Below are 24695 nucleotides of genomic sequence, written 5' to 3' on the forward strand. Positions count from 1 at the left end.
CGCTGCCGATACAATATATATCGAGATATGCATCGAATGACTAGAAGACCCTATCCTCCCTGTATTTGGCATTATTCATGGGGAGAGATAGGGTCGAATTGTTGGGGGAATGAGAGAGTTGAATCAGGGCAATGTATGCCGGGCTCCTTCCGAACGCCGTGCCAGCCGATGGCGTTGCTGTCTTGCGGGCCTGATCGCTTTCGGCCTGTTATGGGCCTGGACGCCGGGAGCGGACGTGCATGACGGCCGCTCCCCGGCGCCAGGCGTCGTCGTCGCGGCAGGCAAGCCCGTGAAGAAGGTGAGCACTTCGGTGAAGCGGGTCTCCCTCGGCGGCAAAATCTTCCGCGTGACGACCGTTCGCGTGCCGAAAGGAATGCAGCCGCATGTCTCCTTCGGCAAGGACCGCTTCGGCACGACCGCGACGATGACCCGCACCGCGAAGCGGACCGGGGCCAAAGCGGCGGTGAACGGGACGTACTTCGAGGCGTATGGCGGCCGGCCCGAGCCGTATGGCACCATTATTAATCGCGGCCGGATCGAGCATACAAGCAATTACGGCACGGCCATCGGCTTCCGTCAGGACGGGCGGGCCGTAATGGACAGTCTGCGCATCGAGATTCGCGGTCAAGTGACGAACGCGGCGACCGAACGCACTTCGTCATGGTATGCCTATTTCGTCAATCGGACGCCGAAGCGGGACGGCAGCGCGGCCGTATTGTACACGCCGCTGCGTGGCAATTCGCTTGGCTTCGCCTATGGCCGGGCCGTCGTCGTTCGCGGCGGCGTCGTGAAGAAGGTGACGGCGGGCCGCAATGTGGCCATCCCGAAGGACGGATATGTGCTTGTGTTTACGGGAACGGAGAAGCCGATGGCCGATCGGTTCCATGTCGGGGATCAAGTCTCGATGTCGATTCGTTACACGGATCGGCTGGGCCGCCCGATCGATTGGGACGACGTGCAGGTGGCGCTGGGCGGCGGTCCGCGGCTCGTGAAGGATGGCAAGGTGGCATTGAATCCGCGGGCGGAAGGATTCAAAGAGGACAAAATATTGACCAAGTCGGCGATGCGGAGCGGAATCGGCATCCTGCCCGACGGATCGATACTGTTGGCGACGGTTCCATCCGCGACGATGAAGCAGTGGGCGGAGATATGGAAGAAGATGGGCGCCGTGCAAGCGATGAATCTGGACGGCGGCGCTTCCTCCGGGTTGATCGCCAACGGCAGGGTCGTGACCAGACCGGGACGGGAGCTGAGCAATGTGCTCTGGTTCTCCGAGTAAGCTCGTCCCGGCCATCGCAGAATCCGAATCAGTCAGTGAAATGCGCCGCGCCGACGACGAGGGACAGGAATTGGCGGAGATCGGCGGCCTCTTCGTCCGTTAACCGGTAGAAGTGCTCAAGATAGCCTTCCTCCTCCAGATCGTCCTGTCCGAGAATGGCGGTCAGGCCGCTCTGCAGATCGGTGACGAGCGTCTTGCCATAGAAGCGGGTGGTCGCGGTTAGCGCGAGATCGAAGCGGCGCATGCTGCCGCCGATGAACGTAACGAACCTCGTTGACGTCGCTTCGGTGTGATCGGCCAAAAAATCGAGTTCATGTGCACTCATGGGACGAGCCTCCTTGTATCGGTAACGCTATCATTATACCGCACGCTCGCGAAAAGGCCATAATCAATTGACAGATTCTGCAATCATGCTATAATCTAATATAAACTCATAACTAGGACGAGGAAGCACCTCTTCATGATGCGCAAGCCGCATGGGAAGAGGTGCTTTCTTTTTGTATGCCTTTAGGTATGGGTGTCATTGAGAAGCGAGAAGGAGGAAGGTAGATCATGCAGGTTGTATGGATGGTGCGATTGGAGCGAGGCATGGAGGAGGAGGGGAGCGAGAAGCGCCTGAAGCGTGGCGGGAAGCGGAAGGAAGACTCATACACGGCTCCCTTCGGGCTCCTGACCGCAGGCGAGGAGCAGGGGCAATGGATGGTGCTGTGGGAGGCCGAAGGAGCGGAGCCGGAGATCTGGTTCGAAGGCGGCGATTGGGCCGAGATGCGGGCATCGCTGCGGCGGGGCATGGCACGGCTCATGAGCGCAGGCTACCGGCTGTCGCTCGGCTTCGTTCCGGAGGTGGACATTCATGAGCGCCGCATGCGGGAGCAGCAGGAGTGGATCGCCTGCTATGCTGATCTCCATCCGAATGCGGAAGTGTACGATCGGCTGGCCCAATGGCGCAGGGAAGCGGCCACGAGGCTCCGACGCGCTCCTTACTGGATTGCGTCGAACCGGATGCTTCGCATGGTCAGCGCCTATTTGCCGCAGCAGTTGGAGGAGTTGGAGCAGATACCGGGCTTCGGCGTGGTGAAGGTTCGTGACTTCGGCGAAGAGATTATTCAGATCGGGAAGCAGTATGCCCGCACGACGGACTTCCCGCTGGATTGGGTGGCGGACGCCGTGAGCGAGCCTGAATTCGCCAGATGGGTCTATGCGGAATGGGAAGCGAAGCAGGCGAATGAACTGGCCAAAATATCGGAGCGCCGTCTGTTGATGGAAGGGCTTCAGCAAGGGATGGGGATCGAGCAACTGATGGATCGGCTGCAGGTGGATCGGCGCGAATTGATCATGCGCATCGAGAAGATTGCGAAGGAAGGCGGCGCGATCGAAGGGCTGGCCGAGGAGGAGTTGGCTTCCATGCCTCCCGTTGAGCGCGAAGCGGTCGAGTCCGCCCTCATTGAACTGGGGGACGAGTACATCAAGCCGATCTATATTAAGGCATTCGGCGAAGCGGCGCTGGAGCTCCCGGCTTCTGAGCTCCAGACCAATTATGAACGAATCCGCCTCCTCCGGCTCCTGCACCGCAGACGGAAGAGCCGGGAGGCGCGGCAGGCGAAGGCGGGTTAATCCGAGGGAGGCATGAACAAGCCCGCATCCCTTGGAGCGGGAGGCGGGCTTGGGTTTTATCGTGCGTATGTGTATAAGGACGGATTTCGGAATCGGTTCAGATCCAGTCTTTTTTGCGGAACAGGTAGAACATTAGGGCCCCGAGTATGAGCATAAAGCCGATAATATAGAGCGACCCGTATCCCCATGACATGAATGGTATAAAATCAAAATTCATGCCGTAAATGCCGGTAATGAGCGTCAGCGGCATGAAGATCGTCGTAATCGCGGTAAATACCCGCATAATATCATTCGCGCGGTTGGCGATGCTGAGCTGATACGATTCCCGCAAGTTGCCCATCAGGTCGCGGAATGTCTCGAACGTCTCGGAGACTTTGACCGCATTTTCATAGATATCCCGGAAGTACTTCTGCAGATCGTCATCGATCAGCCGGAGATCTTTCCGGTACAGGACGAGCAGCACTTCTTTTTGCGGGGCCATCCCTTTCTTCAGCCACAGAATTTCGCTGCGAAGACTGATGATCGCGTTCAAATGGGCTTTCTTGGCGCTGACGATCAGCTCTTCCTCCAAGGTGTCAATCTTGGCTTCGATCCGATCGGCTACTGAGAAGTAGTTATCCACCAAGATATCGATTAAGTGGTACAGCATGCGGTCGGCCGCACTTACCTGCTGCTCCCACAGCATCGGCTTGACCATGCGCAATTCATTGATTTTCTGCTTCATGACGGTGATGATGTAGTGCTTGCCGAGGAATATGTTCAAGGCCCGCAGGAATATTTCCTCATCGTCGAACCGGATGCTGTTCAGAACGATAAAATAATGATTTTCATAGATTTCGATTTTGGGCCGCTGCTCTTCCTCGCTCATGCAGTCCTCGACCGCGAGATCATGAATGGAGAACAAAGGCTGCAGCTCGACCAAATCTTCAAGATCGGCATCTAACCAATAGAAGCCGCTCTCCGGCGGAGTCAGTGTAGTCTGTATGTCATCCACCGGCGTAAAGACGCCCTCGTTAACTAGACGTATTTTCATCGCTCTCTCCCCTTCGGCCGCATATCGGATGCGGCAGCTTGCTTCGTCTGTTAAGACGATTCGCGCAGGGAAGATGCAGATGAGGGCCGTTCACCCCAGGGCACAGCAGCTAATCGCGCATGATGCTCGGGGATGGGCATAATGACAGAACGCGACAGCCGTCAAGCTGCACGGGGTCCCGCCGAATCGCCTTATTCGGTTGTCCGTTCGTACCTCGGCATTGCCTCGGGTCGCCATCCATCCGAAATTCACCCCAATTGAAATGATTTACGATAATCTTCGAACGCTTTATGACAACAGTGCCGCGCAGGCACCAGTTTAGTATACCGCTCGGCACGTCCTTTTTTCAAGAAAAAATCGACTTGCTGCAACGTGCATGGAATACGATATGCGGGAAGGAGCAAAAGATGATTTTCCTCTTGACTTATTGCTTGACTTAGCTTTAAATTATTACAAAGTCCTATTCGGCTTCACAGGACTGCAATCGAATATGTAATGTTAGCAATCTTATCAAGAGCAGGTGGAGGGACAAGCCCGATGAAACCCGGCAACCGGCAGATGCGCAGACGTTCTTGCATTTTAAGGACGTAGCTGCAGCGTGCACGGTGCTAATTCTTGCGGTAGCGGTCAGAAGACTGCTGCTGACAGATGAGAGAGGCGCATGATTTAGGCTATGCATAACCTTTCTCGAATGTCGGGAAAGGTTTTTTTGTACCCTCATACCGCAAGCGACAACCAATCTATGATGGATTTCATGAAGGAGGAGAGCGTCATGCCGATCAAGATTCCCGATCATTTGCCGGCCACAGAAATATTGTCTCAGGAGAATATATTCGTGATGGACGAAACGCGCGCGTATCACCAAGATATTCGTCCCTTGCGAATTGTCATCCTGAATCTGATGCCGACGAAAGAAACGACCGAGACGCAACTGCTGCGACTCATAGGCAATACGCCGCTGCAAGTGGATGTGACGCTGCTTCATCCAGCGACGCACACGTCCAAAAATACATCCGCTGAACATTTATCTGCATTCTATAAGACATTCGATGAAATCGAGGAACAGCAATTCGACGGCATGATTATTACGGGAGCGCCGGTAGAACAGATGGAATTCGAGGAAGTGACCTATTGGAGCGAGCTGTGCCGCATTATGGAATGGTCTTCCGCAAATGTGACGTCTACGTTCCATATTTGCTGGGCTTCCCAGGCTGGCTTGTACTTCCATTACGGCATTCCGAAGTATCCGCTTGAGCGCAAAATTTTCGGCGTGTATCCGCATTGTACGACCTTGGACAATGTGAAGCTGACGCGAGGCTTCGACGACGTGTTCCTCGTGCCTCAGTCCCGGCATACGGAGGTTCGCCGCGAGGACGTGGAACGCGTCCCGGAGCTGGATATTCTCGCCGAGTCGGAGGAGGCAGGCGTATATCTCGTGGCCACGCGGGACGCAAAGCATATCTTCGTGACCGGTCATTCCGAGTACGACCCCTTCACGTTGAAATGGGAATATGATCGGGATCTCGCCAAAGGGATGGAGATGGAGCTGCCGGTCAATTACTTCCCGAACAACGATCCGTCACGCGAGCCGCGTTCGTCGTGGCGCGCCCACGCCAATCTGTTGTTCTCGAACTGGCTGAACTACTATGTCTATCAGGAAACGCCGTACGAACTGGGCAGAGCCGTATTGCGTAAGGAAGGGGCCAACGTATAATGGTGGAGCGCAATGAAGCCGGTTACCGCATCGAAAGCCGTCTTGCTCAGATCGGATCGGTTCACGATCCGGCCACAGGATCCGTAAATTATCCGATTTATCAGGCTACCGCGTATCGTCATCCGAGGTTGGGACAGAGCACGGGCTTCGATTATATCCGGACGAAGAATCCGACGCGTACTGTGCTGGAGGAAGCGGCAGCCGCCCTCGAGCAGGGCGATGCCGGCTTCGCCTGCAGCTCGGGCATGGCCGCGATACAGACGGTGTTCGCCAAATTCGGGCAAGGCGATCATCTGATCGTGTCGCTCGATCTGTACGGCGGCACGTACCGTTTGCTGGAGCGGATATGGTCCCGCTGCGGGGTTACCGCCACTTATGTCGACACGAACGACCTGGATGCGCTCGAGTCGTCCCGGACGCCGCAGACGAAGGCGGTCTTCATCGAGACGCCGACCAATCCGCTGATGATGATTACGGATATTGAGCGGGTGGCGGCCTGGGCGAAGAAGCACGGCCTGCTGACGATTGTGGACAATACGCTGCTGACGCCGTTCTTCCAGCGTCCGCTGGAGCTTGGAGCGGACATCGTCGTACATAGCGCGACGAAGTATCTCGGCGGCCACAACGATGTGCTGGCGGGTCTTATCGTGACGAAGGGCAGCGAGTTGTCGGAGGAGATGGCTTTCCTCCACAACTCGATCGGCGCTGTGCTGAGCCCGTCGGACTCGTACCAGCTGATGCGGGGCATGAAGACGCTGGCGCTGCGGATGGAGCGTCATGAATACAATGCGACCCGCCTCGCGGAATGGCTGCTGGAGCACCCGGCTGTCGAAGCGGTTTATTATCCCGCTCTGGCGGAACATCCGGGCTACGAGATTCAACGTCGCCAGTCTTCCGGCAACGCCGGCATCTTCTCCTTCCGCTTGAAGAATGCGCGCGATGTCGATCCGATTCTGCGCCATCTGAAGCTGATCGCGTTCGCGGAGAGCCTGGGCGGCGTCGAGTCGCTGATGACCTATCCGGCGGTGCAGACTCACGCCGATATCCCGGCGGAGATTCGGGACCGGATCGGGGTCGACGATCGGCTGCTGCGCTTCTCCGTCGGCATTGAGCATGTCGACGACCTGATCGAAGATCTGGCGCAAGCGCTCGAAGCTGCCTGGTTGGAGGTGGAGCAGGGATGAGCGGATCAGACAAAGCGAAGCCGGATTTGAAGCAAGGACAGGCGCTCGATTTTACAACGAAGCTGCTTCATTTCGGCGGGGAAAGCGACAAGACGACGGGCGCGTCCAGCGTGCCGATTTATCAGGCGACGACGTTCCATCATCATGATATTTACGACCCGCCGGAATTCGATTATTCGCGCTCAGGCAATCCGACCCGGCAGGCCTTGGAGGATCATATCGCCGTGCTTGAAGGGGGAACGAACGGTTACGCGTTCGCTTCTGGGATGGCGGCGATCTCCTCCGCCTTCCTGCTCTTCTCCGCAGGCGATCATATTATCGTAACCAAGGATGTATACGGAGGAACGTACCGTCTGCTGACGACGATTCTGAACCGGCTTAAGATTGAGTCGACCTTCGTCGACATGACCGATATCGATCAGGTGAAGTCGGCGCTGCGTCCGAATACGAAGGCGGTCTATATGGAGACACCGTCCAACCCAACGCTCCAAATTACCGACATCGCGGAGGTATGCCGTTGGGCGAAGGAGCACGGACTGCTGACGCTCCTGGACAACACGTTCATGACGCCGTATCATCAGCTTCCGATCGCTCACGGGGTGGACATTGTGCTCCACAGCGCGACGAAGTTCCTGAGCGGACACAGCGACGTGCTGGCCGGTCTGATTGTGACGGCGACCGAGGAACTGGGCGCGCGCATCAAGCAGCTTCAGAACGGCCTTGGCACGGTGCTTGGCGTGCAGGACAGCTGGCTGCTCATGCGCGGAATGAAGACGCTGGGCGCGCGGATGAGCCACAGCGAGCAGAGTGCTCGTCGCTTGGCGGCCTGGCTGCAGGAACGAAGCGACATCAGCCGGGTCTATTATCCCGGCCTGGCGGATCATCCGCGCCGTACCGTTCACGAGAAGCAGTCCGCGGGCTATGGCGCGGTCGTCTCGTTCGATGTCGGCTCCGGCGAACGGGCGAAGCGGGTGCTGAACCAAGTGAAGCTTCCGCTGGTCGCGGTCAGCCTCGGCGCAGTGGAAAGCATCCTGTCCTATCCGGCGATGATGTCGCATGCCTCGATGCCGGAACAGGTTCGGCTGGAGCGCGGCATCACGGACGGGCTGCTGAGGTTCTCGGCCGGACTGGAGCATATCGATGATCTGCTCCAGGATCTGGATCAAGCGTTGAGCCAATAGCTAGGCGCTCGCTGCTTCATTTTTCCATATATATACGGCATTATGCCCTCTTCAGCGGTAGGAACCGGCCATGTTGTGCTCCTGCCTTTCGCTGGAGAGGGTGCTGTTTTTTCGCCCATAATTGTGGTACGATTATGAAGTCATTGACATGAATGGCCATACGCTCTATCGGGTAGCGGCCGCATGTCGGGAGCTGATATCGAATGACTTACGAATAGAGGAGCATCTACTGGATGCATCCGCTTCGTGCTGCATGTACGCTCATACAGCATGCAACTTTTGAGAGAGGAAGTGACTGTGACGATGTCACCGATTGATCGCATTTTGGATAAAGCGCTGCGCGGTGAACGTATCGACACGGATGAGTGCGTGACGTTGTTCGCGTCCGATCAGGTAGAGAAGATCGGGCATGTCGCCAACCAGATCATGTTGAAATGGCATCCTGAACCGATCGCTACGTTCGTCATCGGACGCAATGTGAATTATACGAATATCTGCGATACCTACTGCCGGTTCTGCGCGTTCTACCGTGCCCCGGGTTCCAAAGAAGGCTACGTGCTTCCGGACGAAGTCATCTTCCAGAAGATTCAGGAAACGATCGATGTCGGCGGTACGGAAATTTTGATGCAGGGCGGGACGAATCCGGAGCTTCCGTTCAGCTATTATACGAATCTGCTCACAGCGATTAAGGAGCGCTTCCCTAGCATTATCATGCATTCCTTCTCACCGGCGGAAATATTGAAGATGAAGGAAGTATCGGACGGACTGTCGCTGGAGGAAGTGGTGCGCGCGATTCACGAGGCGGGACTTGACTCCTTGCCGGGGGGCGGCGCGGAGATTCTGGACGATCGCACCCGCCGCAAAATCAGCCGGCTCAAAGGCTCCTGGCGCGATTGGATGGATGTCATGCAGACCGCGCACAAGGTGGGCATGAACACGACCGCGACGATGGTCGTCGGCTTCGGTGAGCTGCTGGAGGAGCGCGCTCTTCATCTGGAGCGGGTCCGCATTGCGCAGGACGAGTGCCTGGAGAACAAGTATCCGTCCAAGGGCTTCCTTGCCTTCATTCCATGGACGTTCCAATCGGAGAATACGAATATGAAGGCAGAGCCGGTCAGCCCGGAGGAATATTTGAAGACGCTGGCGATCAGCCGCATCTTCCTTGACAATATCCCGAACTTCCAGGCGTCCTGGGTAACGATGGGGCCGGAAGTCGGCAAGAAGACGCTGAGCTACGGCTGCAATGACTTCGGGAGCACGATGATCGAGGAGAATGTCGTTTCTGCGGCAGGGACGACGCATAAGGTCAATATCAGCAGCACGCTGCAGCTTATCCGCGAGGCCGGCAAAATTCCGGCGCAGCGGGACACGAAGTACAATATTTTGAAGATGTTCGACGATGAGAACGTGAAGGTGGATCGCGATTTCGTCATGCAGAATTAATTCTGCCGGACTGCGGACATTATTATTATTTTTTTAGGATGCGCTTGAACGCGTTATTTTATAGATGCGTAAAGTGAAAGACCGGCACACGCCGGTTCCAGAGTGTTGACCAACTCCCGCGAAAAACTGTACCGCGGGAGTTCTTTTATGTTCAGATGGGTGACCGGTCTTCCAGAGCCAGGTCGCCACTTTTTTGAGGTTCATGGCAGCAATAACAAGCATCGCTTGTGTGGTGTCCCTTTTTAGTCCTCGTAAGGTCGTCCACCGCATACCATGCTTTAGAAACAGGTATACCATAAAATTGCGGATGAAGGAAAGCTTCCAAACGAATACGTCGGAAATATGAAGCCCTGTGTAAAACCAAATGGGTTAGCAGATGTGATATACATAAGAAAAACATTGAAGGTACGAGTGACAATGAGCGTCCATCGGTTCTGGCAGCCTGCAGCAAATGTTGTGACGCCTTGGGCCGGATACTGGTATAGAAAGCTTTGCACTTGATACGGGGACTGCGATAGCTGCTGCAACGAACTCAGCAATTGAGGCGGTGGCGGCGTAATGCCTGGAGGCAATCCCGCTCCAGGCCCTCCCCCTGGTGCGGAAGGAATTCCAGGCGTGAAAGGCCCCCCACCTGGCGTTGGGATTGGAAAAGGCAAAAATGGACCGAGTGCTCTATAGGTAGTCACGGATCTCTCCCTCTCTTATTAGGATTGACATATATCGTTACGCTACAGTATGCACAGGCGTTAGCACATGTTCTTCTTGATTCCGCAAGGTTGAATAAATAGGAAACCCTCTGATGACCGGCCTTGGCAGCGTGACATCAGAGGGTTATTTTTTATAATTTATATCCTGCCTGCGACTTACGCTTGGTTCGCAGCGTTAGCCAGCTTCTTCTTGCGACCGATCTGAATCAGCGTCAGGAAGAGTGCTGCCAGTACGCCACTCGCGAGAAGCAACAGGAAGCAACCGTTCCAACCGGAGGATTCGACGATAAATCCAACGAGTGCGCTTGCAGTCAAGTTACCGAACAAGTAAGCGAACAAACCAGTCATCCCAACCGTGGTACCTACAGCGAACTTCGGTACAAAGTCGATTGCGCTAAGGCCAATCAAGAACTGCGGCACATAGATGAGACAGCCGATAATGGATACGGCGATAGTAATTATGATGACGTTCGTAGACTGCCAATACACGAGCGTAGCCAACACGACGCCGACCATGCTGATAATGCAGAGCGGCATCCGGTTGCCTTTGAACACCTTGTCGCTAAGCACACCGACGATGAGCGAGCTCAGAATGGCTGCCCATTCGAATACAGCAAATGCAATGTGATATTGCGATTGAGAGAAGCCTTTTACTTCCGTCAAGTATAATGGTACCCAATTCAAGACGCCGAAGCGAATGAAGTACACGAATACGTTCGCCAAGCACAGGTACCAGATGAATTTGTTTTTGAGTACATATTTGATCAAGATTTCTTTCATGGACAGCTTGTCGCCATCTGGATTGCGTTCCACATCGTCATAATCGTTGCGATATTCATCGATTGGCGGTAGACCAACCGATTGCGGAGTATCCTTGCCGCAGAACCATACGAACACGGCGATAATCATCGCGAGAATGGCCGGGATTACGAAAATTCCTGTCTGCCAATAGGCAGAACCGAGAATGCCGATGGCTACGCCTACGATTGGGGCAATGATGCCTCCGCCAATGTTATGGGACGTATTCCAGATTCCCATATACGTACCGCGCTCTTTCTTCGAGAACCAGTTCGCCAGTACGATACTGCAAGGAGGAGCCCCCATGCCTTGAAACACCCCGTTCACGATAAGCATCATGAAGATGAGACCGAACGAGGTAGTAGATCCTAAGATAAGGTTAACTACGGCAGCCAAGAACAAACCAACAGCGATAAATCGCTGCGTATGGGCTTTATCCGCCAAATTCCCCATGAAGAATTTGCTTATTCCATAGGTAACGGCAAGTGCCGCGCTCAACATACCGATTTGAGAAGGGCCGAACCCGAACTCACTCTTCAAATAGGGTGTGGACAACGTAAAGTTGCTGCGTACTAAGTAGTAGCCTGCATAACCGACAAAAATGCCGATTAATGTACGAATACGGAAAATTCGGTACATCTTCGCGATCATGTGCTCCGGCAATCGAGGTATGGCGGGAGCTTTTTTCAACCAACCTAACATTCTTCATTCTCCTTGACCTTTTTTGTCCGCACGCAATCTGTTCCAAAGGTCTAGGATTTGTTCATGCCTACGCATGGAACTGTGTACAGGTAATACAGCAGAATTCGCTGCATCCTGCTTGTTCTCGTGAACGGTCGGAGTGCCGTAAGACACTCGTTCCAAGACAGCAGCAGCCTCTTGAGACAAGCTGTAATTGATGAACCAGTCTGCAGCGGCCTCATTGGGCGCGTTCCGGATTTTCGAAATGCCATTGACGAATAGGCTCGTATTTATCGGAACGCTGCTCACGATATCGAACCCGGACTCGCGGAGCTTGCGCTGATCTCCCAGAAAGTTGATACCGATTGCATACTCGCCCGAGCTGACGTATTGTGCCGGCATGAAGCCGTTTACAGTAAGCAGACCGATATTGCGGTTCAACTGTCGCAAATAATCGGAAGTTCTCTGCTCGCCCCATGCATCGTATAGCGAGGCGATAAACGTGTACGCGGTTCCTGAATAATTCGGATCTGGCATGACGAGCTTGCCGCGATATGCAGGATCAAGCAGGTCTTCCCACGTGTTAGGGAACTTCAACCCGAGCGGCGCAAATTCTTGATTCCAGCGTTCGCGATTAACGGCAATGGATAACTGCTCAACTTCGTAACCAGCCCAATATCCATCCTCATCCTTGAACGGGAAAGGGATAAGATCCATATTTGCGCTCCGAATCGGGGAGGATAGATCCTCTTCCTTCATCGTCATGTGCGCATCGATCGTTCCGCCAATGACGAGATCCGCTTGCGGCTTCGTTGATTCTTGAGACACGCGGCGCAATATCTCCTCTGTCGACAGCCGGATGTATTCGTACGTACATTCTGTTTGCTGACAGAAGGAGGACAGTAGTGCACTGCCGACTTCTTCACGAGCGGCCACGTATACAACCAGATGGCGCCCTTTCATGTCGGGCACGCCTTGCTCATCCACAGTAATGGCATGATGATCATTGGAACAGCCTGCCTGCGCAACTAGACAGACGAATAGTAAAAGGTAGAGTAATCGTGTCATCTTATATCCGCCTTTGCGTTCTTTCCATGAAGCAGCTTCTCCAAGCCTGCCTGCAAATAGATCGAATTTCCGTTGTCATCGCCCATATACTGCATGACGACATAGTCGGAATACACGACAATATGCAGGATATTGCTGCGGTCATTTTTCAGCTCCTTGTCCTCCTTGTATGCAGTAATAGAGCCGAGCGGCTTCTGCTTGCGGAGCAACAATTGCTTAATTTCGACCAGATCTTTGATTTCCAATGCTTGTTGAATGCTGGACACCAAGTAACCCTTTTCATGATCAGGCAAATTTCCTTGTACGCCGTCAGAGCGGAAAGTGAGCCCCTTTGCAGTTCGTATGAATTGTGCGAAATGCTCGGGCGTGTAATAAAGACTTTGCAGCTGAGTCTCCAGGGCAGACAGCAGAGGAGTCTCATGTCCAGGGCCGTAAGACCACTTGCCTAGGGTAAAGGTGCTGCCAAGCTCAAAGGTCTGCTCGCTTCCGTTCAAATATTGGATGCGTCCCGAGAGAAGGGCCTGTTCACTGTCGGTATCAGTAGACAGCCTCGGTTCATACTCCTGCTTGATCCGATCCACATAGGATACGAACGCGTGCAGACTTACCTCGTCATTGACATGCAAAGATCCCCATTTCTGATGAGAAATTGTTGCTTGCACAGGAAGGGAATCGCTTACTTTTCGCAATACTTCATGCTTATCGTTGATAATGCCGACCTTCTGATAGACCTGCTCATTCAGGAAGAAGCCGGCAAAAGACAGCAAAAGAATGATTCCCGTAAAAAGAAAGGCACTCCATATAAGTTTGTTCATTCTGCATTACTCTCCTTGCTCAGCATAAACAATCATCATTTCATAATCTCTTCGTAATTGTTTCATAAATGTATTATTTCGAGCACGTTGGCAGAGGATGAGTATCCAATGCTGCCGGTGAGCGGAATTGGAGCGTGATCGTCGTTCCGATCCCATCCTCGGATTGTATGGACATTTCTCCTCCCTGCAGGGCCATCAGCTGCTTGCATATGAGCAATCCGAAGCCATTGCCTGCGTCCGATGTAAGGGCTGTGTCCGATGAAGAGTTTTCGAACCGTGCAATGAGTGAACGGCTTATGCCGATTCCATCGTCCCGGATCGTAATTCGCTCTGCATCATCGCTTGATGTCTGTTGAATCACTAGCTCGGATGCATCGCTATATTTGATTGCGTTGTCGAGCAGGTTTAGGAAAATCTGCTTCGTCTTATCCGGATCTGCGACAACCATCGTAGTTACTACATCGTTGTGCAGCCGAATCTGATATTTGTCGAGTCGTGGCTGCATGATATAGACGGCTTCGCCCGCAATCGCCGCGATATCGCATATGGTAGGAGATACCGAGAACGGGCTGTCTCCATACTTGGATTGGCTGAGCAGTTCCTCGACAAGTGTAAGCATGCGCTCGCTTTCCACGGAAATATGGCGCAGGCTTTCTTGAACATCCTTCGGATCCTTCAGACGTGGAATTAGGTTCGAATATCCCATAATCGCGGTCAGAGGCGTCTTCAGCTCATGAGTGACTCGATCCAGGAAATCGCGCTGCTTGTCCTTCTCCCGGCTTAGCTGCTTGATGTGCAACTCGATTGCATCGGCCATTGCATGCAAGGAATGCGCCAGCTGACTTATTTCCTCATAACCGCTTAGTTCGATACGGCTGCCGTAATGGCCGTTGGCAAGCTTCTTCGCCATATCCCGAAGCTGCTCGATCGGTTGGCTCAGCGACTTGGCGAAGCGATTCGCAATCAACCCGGCGGCAGCGAGAATAAGCAAGCAAGCAACCGCGAAGGTGATCTTCATTCGCTTGAGCAGCTGCGATTCATCCTCCAAGGGCTGGAGGAATCGAATTAATCCGATGACTTGATTGTCGACGTAGATTGGGCTAGAGAACAGCAGCAATGGAGAAGGAGAGGCCTTTTGAATCATATAGGACTTATTGCCGAGCATCGCTTGTTCCATATCCTGATTCACATAAGACAGCGCTCCTCGCTCGGTATCGGCTAGGACGAGATGATGCGCGTTAATGAGCTGAACACGAACGCCCATGCGCTTGGACAGATATGAGGCAATGAGCGGCGCGCCTTTGTGAAGCGTGACGTCTGGTTTTCCTTTTTGTTCGCGTTCCACATAATTGATCGTGTAGATCTGAGCTTCTATGCTTAGCTTTTGCAGCGAATTGACCGCGGAGTGATAAACATTATTCTGCAAAGAAATATCAAGCACGATATAGAGAAAAAGCATGACAGGAATGAATAGGGCAAGAAGTGCCAAGTGAAAGCGTTTCTGTAAAGTCATGGGTTGTCCACCTTGTTCAAAATGGCCGTGCAAATCAACAATCTATTTTGTATCCGACGCCGTAAATGGTTTTGATTCGCTCTCCTTCTTTTCCTAGCTTTTTGCGGAGGCGCTGTATCATAATATCGACAGCTCTTGTATTTTCCGGATAATCAAGCTTCCACACCTTCATAAGGAGATCATCGCGAGTGAAGATGCGCTGCTTATTGGATAATAACAGCAGAAGCAACTCATACTCCCGATACGTTAGCGTAATTTCCTGTCCGTTCACAACTATCGCGCGCTTTGCCGGATCGACTTGAAAAGGTCCGCAATGCATGATGCTGGATCCGGAGTTCGTCTGCTCTTGTTTTTTCATCCGTCTTTCGATCACCTTGATTCGGAGCAGCAGCTCCGTGCTGTGGAACGGCTTGACGAGGTAATCATCCGCGCCTAATTGCAGTCCCAGCAGTTTGTCGTTTATTTGTCCTTTGGCGGTAAGCATGATGATGGGAACGTCTGAGTTGCTGCTGCGGAACTCGCGTAGCAATTGATACCCATCTGTATCGGGAAGCATCACATCAAGAATAATCAAATCTATCTGTTGCGCCTGCCATTGTTCGTGCGCGGCTTGGCCGCTTGCGGCCGTGCATACCGTGTAGCCTTCAATCTCGAGATTGAGACGGATGAGGTTCAAGATGCTCTGCTCGTCATCGACAACTAGAATATTCATCGCGTCCTCCTTCTAGGGTGTAGTTATCATTACTCGCACAAAAAAGCAGCCTGGCAAAAGGCCGCTCCTTCTTATTATACGGACATACCCATAACTGTACATGAAATGCTTCATTTATATCGTATTATTGTCGCGTATACAATGTTGATTGGCAATTGGTGGGGAATGCACGTCTCACCGCACGGACATATGACCACACCAATCACCATACGTATGGCCATATATGCAACACCTCATTTCGCTATGCCAAGCCAGCTTGTCTGACGTGCCGGCCCATGGCTTGTCCGGTTCGCCTTCATTTCCAGAACCCGCTTCGTATATCTGTTTCTTAAGCCCCATATACTGAATAAGGAACAGAAAGGAGTGGGCGTATGGAACTGTTCACGTTAACGCTTCCGAATGCGTCACAGGAAGAGGTTTTGTCTGTAAGCAAATTGCTGCAGCAGGAGCTGGGTGATTTACATAAAGAACAGACGATTGTCCAATTGGATGTCACGTTCGGTGAACAGCTGAGCTCCATTGCATGCAGCGGAGTGCTGCCGGAATTTCAACTGGCGCGTCATGGCGCCGAAGTGTGGAATCGAAGTGCCCGCGCCTTGGCCGAATTTATTTTGTCCGCCAAAGAAGAGCAGCTTCTGCGCGCCTTGATTCAGAAGTATACGAGCTATGAGCCGGAAGAATGCGTCAAAATCGAGGATTACTGTCTGCTGTTATTGAGCGGCGGTGACGATACCGGTGGACAGGAAGCGCGCCGGCGCCGGAAAAAGAAGGTGATGCGGGCTATCCGCGGTTATTTGGAGGAGCATGCTTCCCTTCATCTGGACGGCTTCATCCGTTTCCGGCTTCAGCCTTATATGGCCGAGCTCCAGGAAGTCGTTGATTATGCCGTGGATGAATTTGTGCTCGAACGGCAATACCAGGAATTTATCGCGCTGTTGAAATATTTTGTCTATATTCAGGAAACGAAGGTGCCGCTGGCGCATCTGATGCATAGCGGAGGCCATGATTTTACCTTGCTGAATGAGGAGCTGCAGCCGTTGGAGCCGAAGCATGTCATGGACGGCATGATCGTGGAAATGGTCGATTGCGATATGGAGATGGAGGACATGATTGTGAGCACGCTCATCAATGTCTCTCCGCAAAATATCGTCATTCATACCCGGGAGCCGGATTCGCAGGTCATCAAGACGATTCAGCAAATTTTCGAATCGCGGGTCCATGTCTGTGTCCGCTGCAACGCCTGTCAATCGATGCTCTGGCAGAAGCAGGAGACGGCGCCTGATTTTTGAATGGCAGGGCTCCAGCTTGACCTCCCGCCGAAAATGCCATATAATATGGCATAATCAAAAATGCGATATCAGTCGCGATGCAACATGCTGTGACGAAGACAACAATGGCGAGATGGAACCGCCCAGAGAGAGGGACCTTGGCTGCAAGTCCCTTCGGTGGCCGCGCCGATTGACCCCTTCGGAGCATTGGGCGGGAACCCCGGAAGCCGGACATGCGGCTCTTCGAACAGTATCGCTCAACGAATCATTCCCGTTACCGAATGCTCAAGAACCGGACAGACCGATCGCAGGGAACCGTTATGCGGTGATACGAGCGTGCGGACGCTGCCGGTTGAATGAGGGTGGAACCACGGGTTAACTGCGTATTTGAACACTCGTCCCTTGCCAGGGACGGGTGTTTTTTGTTATTCGCGGGCTCGCGGTGGCCGCACGGATGTCGCATATATCGATATCGCAGCACAACAGCTGAAATGAGGAGGTCCAGCATCATGTCTATGGTCAAAGTAACTCTGCCCGACGGCTCCGTACGGGAGTATGCGCAGGGCACAACATTGGAGGAAGTCGCCGGTTCCATCAGCAGCGGCTTGAAGAAGAACGCGCTGGCAGGTAAATTGGACGGCAAAATGGTCGATCTGGCGACGCCGATTGAGCATGACGCCGAGGTGGCGATCGTAACGGCGGATTCGGAGGAAGGGCTGGAAGTGATGCGCCACAGCACCGCCCATCTGATGGCCCAGGCGATTAAGCGGCTCTACAAGGATGCGAATGTGAAGCTAGGCATCGGTCCGGTCATTGAGGACGGATTTTATTATGATATCGATCTCGATATTTCGTTGACGCCGGAGGATCTGCCGAAGATCGAGAAGGAAATGACACGGATTATCGGGGAAAATCTGCCGATTACACGCCGCGTCGTCTCCCGGGAAGAGGCGTTGGCGATCTATGAGGAGATGGGCGACGAGCTGAAGCTGGATCTGATTCGCGATCTGCCGGAGGATTCGGTGATCACGATCTATGATCAGGGCGAGTTCTTCGATCTGTGCCGCGGCCCGCATGTTCCTTCGACCGGCAAAATCAAGGTATTCAAGCTGCTCAGCCTTGCTGGCGCTTATTGGCGAGGCAATTCGGACAACCAGATGCTGCAGCGGATTTACGGCACTGCCTTCCCGAAGAAGGCGCAGTTGGATGAATACTTGCATTTCCTGGAGGAAGCGAAAAAACGGGATCACCGCAAGCTGGGCAAGGAACTGAAAATGTTCACCTTCTCCCGCGAAGTCGGCCAGGGGCTGCCGATCTGGCTGCCGAACGGGGCGACGCTGCGCCGCACGCTGGAGCGCTATATCGTCGATATGGAAGAGCGCCTCGGCTACAGCCACGTCTATACGCCGGTGTTGGCCAACGTCGAGCTGTACAAGACGTCGGGCCACTGGGAACACTACCAGGAAGATATGTTCCCGAAGATGGAATTGGACAATGAGGAGCTCGTGCTTCGTCCGATGAACTGCCCGCATCATATGATGGTGTACAAGAGCGAGATGCGCAGCTACCGCGACTTGCCGGTCCGGATTGCGGAGCTCGGCATGATGCACCGCTACGAGATGTCCGGCGCCTTGACGGGGCTCCATCGCGTGCGAGCGATGACGTTGAACGACGCTCATATTTTCTGCCGTCCGGATCAGATCAAGGAAGAGTTCGCACGCGTCATTACGCTGCTGCGCAAAGTATATGAGGATTTCGGCATCAAGGAGTACCGCTTCCGCTTGTCCTATCGGGATCCGCAGGATACCGAGAAGTATTTCCCGGACGATGAGATGTGGGAAATGTCCCAGCGTATGCTCCGCGAAGTGGTCGAGGAGCTGGGCCTTCCGTTCTTCGAGGCCGAAGGGGAAGCCGCATTCTACGGTCCGAAGGTCGACGTACAGATCAAGACGGCGCTCGGTAAGGAAGAGACGTTGGGTACCGCGCAGCTGGACTTCCTGCTGCCGGAGCGCTTCCAGCTTGAATATGTCGGAGATGACGGGCAGAAGCATCGCCCGGTCGTCATTCACCGCGGCATCATCAGCACGATGGAGCGCATGACGGCGTTCCTGCTGGAGAACTTCGCCGGCGCGCTGCCGCTCTGGCTGTCGCCGGTCCAGGCCAAGGTGCTTCCGGTATCGCCGACGTATGAGGCGTATGCCAAGGAAGTAACCGAGAAGCTGCTGGATGCGGGCATTCGCGCCGAAGCCGATGTGCGGAACGAGAAGCTCGGCTACAAAATCCGTGAAGCGCAGCTGGAGAAAATGCCTTACATGCTCGTCGTCGGCGAGAATGAGAAGAATGAAGGCGCCGTCTCCGTCCGCAAGCGCGGAGAAGGCGATCTGGGCATGAAGCCGCTCGCGGAGCTTATCGGGCTGATGCAGGAAGAGATTCGGACACGCCATATCGCGGAGCCGAAGGAGTAATATTCGCTTAGCATGCCGGTGTGCTGTCGAAGCTGAAGTGGAATGGAAATGTCAAACTGAAGCCGTTGGATGGAACGCCGCTCGGGCTAAGCCGCCATACAAGACGTCTGTCGCTGACAGGCGTCTTTTTTTGGTGAAGGATGACGGGGGCGGGCGATGAGCAGAAGAAGGGGAATCCCCCATGCTGTGGACGTCCAGCTGACAAGTTTGTAAGTTTTCGATAAGGGAAATCACTGGCACGCCGCTCCTTGTCTCCGTTACAATAGGAGTAACAGCAAGACTTACCAGCAAGGATAAAAGGAGTGGGGATATTGATGAAAATGACAGGACGCCAACTGCTGCATACGACCTTGGCGGCAGCGATGGGCTTCACGATGCTGGCGGCTCCTCTGGCTGGGACAGGCACTGCCTATGCCCAGGAGAGCGCCAAGCCGGGCGCGGCTCAGAATGCTTCTGCAGCGGGACAGACAAAGCGCGAAGCCGCCGCGCAGGTTCAATATGATATTCAGGCGAAGCTGGACACCGAGAAGATGACGATTACTGGCAAGCAGAAGGTAACCTACCGCAATACGTCATCCGACGAGCTTCATGATGTCGTCTTCCGCCTGTTCGCCGATGCGAACCGATCGAAGGAGACCCAGCCGAGCATGTTCGAACGGAACAATGAGCAGATTGCGAAGGATAATCCCGATAAGAAGCCGGAGGACTTCCTTGGCGGAATTGACATGATTAGCGTGAAGGATGCGAGCACCGGACGGGAGCTCGACTTCAAGAACGAAAATCAGGCGCTGACGGTTCCGTTGGCGAAGGCGTTGAAGGAAGGGGAAGCGGTCACGCTGGAGCTGGAATTCAAGACGAAAATTCCGTTCGGCATGCAGCGGCTGTCCTATTACAAAGACATTGTGAACGGCGCGCATTGGTTCCCGGTCATGTCGGTCTATGACGGGAAGACGCATACTTGGGCGAAGAAGCCGTACAGCAAGACGTTCGAATCCGATTATTACGATACGGCCGATTATCGCGTCAGCCTGAATGTTCCGGATAAGCTTCAAGTGGCGATGCCGGGCCAGTTGTCCGAAGCGGCGGCAGAGCCTGGACGCAAAACAGTTACGGCCCAGGCGGACAACACCCGGGAACTGGTCTTCTTCGCCAGTCCCAAGTACCACAAGGCGAGCAAAACGGTAAACGGCTTGACCGTGGAATATTATTATTACAATGACGACAATGATCCAAAGAAGACGGACATCATTAATCAATATATCGATCAGGCGTTCAAGGCGATTACCTTCTTCAGTGAGAAGTTCGGTCCTTACGATTATCCGGAATTCCGCATTGTGGAATCCCATGTTGAGGGCGTCGCTGTTGAATTCTCCAGACTCATTCAGATGGGGCTGGTTAGTGCGCAGGACGATCCGGAAAGTAAGACAGCCTTCGTGCACGAGATTGCGCATCAATGGTTCCATTCCATTATCGGCAATGATTCAGAGCATGAATCGTTCCTTGATGAAGGCTTTGCCGACTTCGCCATGGCCTATTTCTATGAAGAGCAGGGCAATAAGATGAGCGGCTTCGACGGCGTGCGGATGGATGAATTTCCACTGGAAGAAACGATTAATTCTACGAATGACAATGTGGGCGACTCTCCAGATGCCGTATTTTACAAAAAAGGCCGTCTGGCCATCTATGAGCTGTACCGTACGGTGGGACAAGCCAAGTTCGATGCGTTCATGAAGGCGTATTATGATCGCTACGCTTACCGGAACGCGACGGTGGAAGGGCTGCTGCAGACGGTAGAGGATCAGTTCGGGAGCGAGATTCGCCAGCGGATGGATGATAATTTGAACAAGCCGAATTTTGAGCTCAAGCCTGAATTCCGGTTGACCGAAGCGGAGAAGGCGAACTTCAACCGGACGACGATGACCCAATTGTACGACGGCATACTTGGGCAATATCCGGATCTTCCGCAAGAATCGATGGTTCGCATCATGTCCAAGACGCTCCATGGAGAGCCGCTTGCGATCGTGCTGAGCGATGCCGTAAGCCCGGAAGCCGCGGCGCAGCAGGAGATCGTGAAGGACAGCCTCCTCAATATGCTGGATATGTGGGGCTTGAAGGCTACGGTGTTGACGGAGCGGCAGGCGGTCAAGAAGAATATGGAGACGACGCTGGCAAAGAGCAATGTTATCGCGATTGGCAATTCGTCGAAGAACGCATTCGTGCAAGCGATGAAGCCTCAGCTCGTCGTGAAATCGGCGCAATCCGGCTTCCCGTGGAAGGAAGTCATGGGCAAGCACGGTCTCTATGGCGCTTACGGCACGGTTCATCCGTACAACAAGAACCGGCTCGTGGTGCATTATTTCTGGACGGATGATCATGTTAATGACAAGGCGGCAGAGGCATTTTTGCCAATGGCTGGCTTCAGTACGCTGTTCCCGACGCAGAATTTCCAACAGTATAAAGTATTCAAGCAGGACGGCACGATCTATAAAGAGAAGTTTACTGAAAATCCGATTTCCCAAGTATTCCAGTAACATCGAAATCGGCATCCATACCGTGGGGGATATATCCTCTGCGGTTTTTTACTATAAACCTGACATAGGAAGTGAAGTATTTGCGTTAGATTCATTTACATTAATTGCAGAAAAATATACATTATCTTGAAAACCCATTGAAATAAGGCGATCTGACCCCTATAATCACCACTAATAAATCAAATTTGTGTTATATTATCTGACACAATAAAGGGAGTGGAGATTATGGAGAGCATCCAATCAAGACGCAACACGATTCGATGGGGACGATGGACAATGGCTGCGCTTTTCGGGATCGGCTGGGGATTAACCATACCGGTTCCGGCCTCGGCAGCGGACGGTCCGTCCGCCGAGATGCTGAACACGGGGATGAATGCGCTCTGGGTCATGCTGTCGGCCGTGCTGGTCTTCTTCATGCAGGCGGGATTCATTCTGCTGGAGTCGGGATCGACCCGCATGAAGAATGCGGGCCATATCGCAGGCAAGACGGTGTTCACGGTCGGCTTATGCTCACTGGTCTATTGGGCTGTCGGCTATGGCCTTATTTTCGGCAGCGGCGGCAACGGATTTATCGGCTGGGGGGACTTCTTCTTCAACCCGCAGAGTGCTGACGGCCTGCCCCCGTTCGTATTCTTCACCTTCCAGTTCGCCTTCGCGGCCGTAGCGCTGTCGATTGCATGGGGGGGCTTCGCGGAGCGGGCGAAGCTGTCTGTCTATGTGGTGTTCACCGTCTTGTTCACGGCTGTCATTTATCCGGTCGTGGCGCACTGGATCTGGGGCGGCGGCTGGCTGGCGGAGCATGGGAAGCAGGATTTCGCCGGCTCGACCGTCGTTCACTTGACGGGCGCGATGGCGGCGTTGGCGGCGACCCTGCTGCTCAAGCCGCGGCTCGGGAGATTTGCCGGCCAGGGAGCTTCCGGGGAGATGAAGGGGCATAATCAGGTCTACACTACGCTTGGCGTGCTTATTCTCTGGATCGGATGGTTCGGCTTCAATGCGGGCAGCACGTTGGCTGTAGATGACGGCTTCTTCGGTTACGTTGCGATGAATACGCAATTGGGTGCCGGCGCCGGCGCGATAGCGGCGCTCGCGATCTGCTGGATCGTGAATGGCAAAGCGGACATTCCGACGATATTGAACGGCATGCTGGCCGGGTTGGTGGCCATTACCGCCTCTTGCGCTTTTGTGGAACCATGGGCGGCGGTGCTTATCGGTCTTGTCGCCGGGGTACTGGTCTTTTACAGTGCGAAGCTGTTCGATAAGCTGCGCATTGACGACCCGATTTACGCATTGTCCGTCCATGGGATGGCCGGAATCTGGGGCACGCTCTCGAACGGAATTTTCGCGACGACGGAGCTGGCGGCCAAGGTGGGCGTCGGAACCGGAGGTCTTCTCGATACCGGCAGCTTCCACCAGTTGGGGGTTCAAGCCTACGGAATCGCGGCAGCCGGCGCGTTTGCCTTCCTCGCTTCCTATGTCCTGTTGTATGCCATCAAGCAGTTCTCGGGCCTGAGAGTACGAGAGGAGCAGGAAGTGATAGGTCTCGATCTGAGCGAGCATGGCGAATACGGCTACCCGGAGCAGATGGGCCAGCTTGACGATTCGCAGCATAATCTCCCGCCAAGCTCCCCGATGACTCAGCCGATCGGCCATTCGCCAGCGAAGCCGGTTGTTCTGAGAAGATAGGAATGCGGTCTGGAAGGAAAGATCCGAGAAGCGGTCTGCGTCTTGAACGCGGGTGGCTTCTCGGGCTTTTTGCCGTTCATCCGATCTGGTCGAGGCCTGCTGCAGCGCGCTGGAAAAAGGGGGGGCATCGCGGAACCGTCCCTTCACCCGTTATAATAGAAGATACAGCGCAAAGCTGGAAATGGACGCGCAGTCTGCTTGCCGGCCCGGCGGACACCGGTGCTGTGCGCGCTGGCAGCCTGTTAGATGTTAATGATTCTCCCTTATCGATTCATGAAGGGGAGTGAAGGAGGCAGCAATGAATACTTCCTGCAGCAATCAAGTGCTCGTCGTTGAAGACGATGATAATATTAGACGGTTTGTCACGATTAATTTGGAACGGAACGGGTTCCAGGTGGTGGAGGCGGCGCAAGGAGAGGCGGCGCTGCATCGATTTGCGGCAACCCGCCCTAATGCGGTGGTGCTGGACATTATGCTCCCTGATATCGATGGCTTTACCGTATGCGAGCGGATGAGAGAGATGGATCCTGATATTGTCATTATTTTTCTCACGGCACGTGGACAAGATCTGGACAAGATCAAGGGCCTTGAACTCGGCGCCGACGACTATATCGTCAAGCCGTTCAATCCGCTGGAGCTTGTCGCCAGAATCCGCACCGTGCTGCGCCGAACCCGGCAAGCCGCCGCACCTGCGCGACAAATCGTGGAATCCGGCCCGTTCCGGCTCGACCTGGATGCGAACAGACTGTTCAAGCAGGATGATGTGATCAGTTTGACGCCAAAGGAATATCTAATGGTAAAAGTATTTATGGAGCATCCCGATAAAGCTTTATCCCGGGACGAGCTGTTGAACCTGGTCTGGGGAGAGGACTTCGTCGGCGATCCGAAGACGGTAGATGTGCATGTTCGGAAGTTAAGAGAGAAGCTCGAAGACGATTGCTCGAAGCCGCAGCGGATTGAGACCGTATGGGGAACCGGGTACCGCTGGAGAAAGGACGAATGA

The 24695-nt window shown here is 53.9% G+C and carries 18 protein-coding genes, 1 pseudogene and 1 riboswitch; of the genes and pseudogenes, 11 read left to right on the forward strand and 8 right to left on the reverse strand.

What is annotated here, in order from left to right:
* The first annotated feature begins 109 nt into the window (after positions 1-109).
* Entirely contained in the window at positions 110-1279 is a 1170-nt protein-coding gene (locus DQX05_RS23580; protein WP_259392192.1) for a phosphodiester glycosidase family protein, read from the forward strand.
* Between the two features lie 28 nt (positions 1280-1307).
* On the opposite strand, the gene DQX05_RS23585 is transcribed toward DQX05_RS23580, so the two are convergent.
* Positions 1308-1604: a DUF3055 domain-containing protein gene (locus DQX05_RS23585; RefSeq protein ID WP_087445094.1), complete on the reverse strand. Its 297-nt coding sequence runs from the start codon at positions 1602-1604 to the stop codon at positions 1308-1310.
* Between the two features lie 227 nt (positions 1605-1831).
* Between DQX05_RS23585 and DQX05_RS23590 the strand changes: the two genes are divergently transcribed.
* Positions 1832-2893 carry an HRDC domain-containing protein gene (locus DQX05_RS23590; protein ID WP_119795823.1) on the forward strand — a complete coding sequence of 354 codons (1062 nt, stop codon included), beginning with the start codon at positions 1832-1834 and terminating at the stop codon, positions 2891-2893.
* 97 nt (positions 2894-2990) lie between these two features.
* Here DQX05_RS23590 and corA read toward each other — a convergent pair whose 3' ends face one another.
* The gene (gene corA / locus DQX05_RS23595; RefSeq protein ID WP_119795824.1) at positions 2991-3926 is read right to left on the reverse strand and encodes a magnesium/cobalt transporter CorA; all 936 of its coding nucleotides are present in this window, start codon (positions 3924-3926) and stop codon (positions 2991-2993) included.
* Between the two features lie 504 nt (positions 3927-4430).
* A riboswitch (SAM riboswitch) is annotated at positions 4431-4581 on the forward strand.
* Positions 4582-4698: 117 nt separating this feature from the next.
* On the opposite strand from corA, the gene metA reads away from it, so the two are divergent.
* The 4 genes from metA (at position 4699) to mqnC (ending at position 9448) form a co-directional block, all read left to right on the forward strand.
* Positions 4699-5640, forward strand: a complete 942-nt coding sequence (gene metA / locus DQX05_RS23600) for a homoserine O-acetyltransferase MetA (RefSeq protein ID WP_119795825.1) — start codon at positions 4699-4701, stop codon at positions 5638-5640.
* Complete coding sequence (locus DQX05_RS23605; protein WP_119795826.1) at positions 5640-6824, forward strand: aminotransferase class V-fold PLP-dependent enzyme; 1185 nt, start codon at positions 5640-5642, stop codon at positions 6822-6824. Before metA ends, DQX05_RS23605 begins: the two co-directional genes overlap by 1 nt.
* Positions 6821-8005, forward strand: coding sequence for a trans-sulfuration enzyme family protein (locus DQX05_RS23610; protein ID WP_119795827.1), 1185 nt, complete (start codon positions 6821-6823; stop codon positions 8003-8005). Before DQX05_RS23605 ends, DQX05_RS23610 begins: the two co-directional genes overlap by 4 nt.
* A gap of 303 nt (positions 8006-8308) precedes the next feature.
* Positions 8309-9448 (forward strand): cyclic dehypoxanthinyl futalosine synthase, encoded by a 1140-nt coding sequence (mqnC, locus tag DQX05_RS23615; protein WP_119795828.1) that lies wholly within the window; start codon positions 8309-8311, stop codon positions 9446-9448.
* A gap of 33 nt (positions 9449-9481) precedes the next feature.
* On the opposite strand, the pseudogene DQX05_RS32505 reads toward mqnC, so the two are convergent.
* From DQX05_RS32505 to DQX05_RS23650, 6 genes and pseudogenes are all read right to left on the reverse strand, one after another.
* Positions 9482-9727, reverse strand: a pseudogene (locus DQX05_RS32505) (hypothetical protein); the annotation flags it as partial.
* Between the two features lie 584 nt (positions 9728-10311).
* Positions 10312-11655 (reverse strand): MFS transporter, encoded by a 1344-nt coding sequence (gene pgtP / locus DQX05_RS23630; protein WP_119795831.1) that lies wholly within the window; start codon positions 11653-11655, stop codon positions 10312-10314.
* 3 nt (positions 11656-11658) lie between these two features.
* Positions 11659-12702 (reverse strand): ABC transporter substrate-binding protein, encoded by a 1044-nt coding sequence (locus DQX05_RS23635; RefSeq protein WP_119795832.1) that lies wholly within the window; start codon positions 12700-12702, stop codon positions 11659-11661.
* The gene (locus DQX05_RS23640) at positions 12699-13517 is read right to left on the reverse strand and encodes a DUF3919 family protein (protein WP_119795833.1); all 819 of its coding nucleotides are present in this window, start codon (positions 13515-13517) and stop codon (positions 12699-12701) included. The genes DQX05_RS23635 and DQX05_RS23640 overlap by 4 nt, the downstream gene beginning before the upstream one ends.
* 73 nt (positions 13518-13590) lie before the next feature.
* Entirely contained in the window at positions 13591-15030 is a 1440-nt protein-coding gene (locus DQX05_RS23645; protein ID WP_119795834.1) for a sensor histidine kinase, read from the reverse strand.
* A gap of 34 nt (positions 15031-15064) precedes the next feature.
* Positions 15065-15742: a response regulator transcription factor gene (locus tag DQX05_RS23650; protein WP_119795835.1), complete on the reverse strand. Its 678-nt coding sequence runs from the start codon at positions 15740-15742 to the stop codon at positions 15065-15067.
* Between the two features lie 371 nt (positions 15743-16113).
* Between DQX05_RS23650 and ytxC the strand changes: the two genes are divergently transcribed.
* From ytxC to DQX05_RS23675, 5 genes are all read left to right on the forward strand, one after another.
* The gene (gene ytxC / locus DQX05_RS23655) at positions 16114-17031 is read left to right on the forward strand and encodes a putative sporulation protein YtxC (RefSeq protein WP_119795836.1); all 918 of its coding nucleotides are present in this window, start codon (positions 16114-16116) and stop codon (positions 17029-17031) included.
* A 488-nt stretch (positions 17032-17519) separates the two neighbouring features.
* Positions 17520-19475, forward strand: a complete 1956-nt coding sequence (gene thrS / locus DQX05_RS23660; protein ID WP_119795837.1) for a threonine--tRNA ligase — start codon at positions 17520-17522, stop codon at positions 19473-19475.
* A 314-nt stretch (positions 19476-19789) separates the two neighbouring features.
* Positions 19790-22006 carry a M1 family metallopeptidase gene (locus DQX05_RS23665; protein WP_259392195.1) on the forward strand — a complete coding sequence of 739 codons (2217 nt, stop codon included), beginning with the start codon at positions 19790-19792 and terminating at the stop codon, positions 22004-22006.
* A 225-nt stretch (positions 22007-22231) separates the two neighbouring features.
* Positions 22232-23692, forward strand: a complete 1461-nt coding sequence (locus DQX05_RS23670; RefSeq protein ID WP_119795839.1) for an ammonium transporter — start codon at positions 22232-22234, stop codon at positions 23690-23692.
* A gap of 298 nt (positions 23693-23990) precedes the next feature.
* Complete coding sequence (locus DQX05_RS23675) at positions 23991-24695, forward strand: response regulator transcription factor (protein WP_119795840.1); 705 nt, start codon at positions 23991-23993, stop codon at positions 24693-24695.

It is taken from the genome of Paenibacillus thiaminolyticus, from assembly GCF_003591545.1.
In the GTDB taxonomy this organism is placed as follows: Bacteria; Bacillota; Bacilli; order Paenibacillales; family Paenibacillaceae; genus Paenibacillus_B; species Paenibacillus_B thiaminolyticus_A.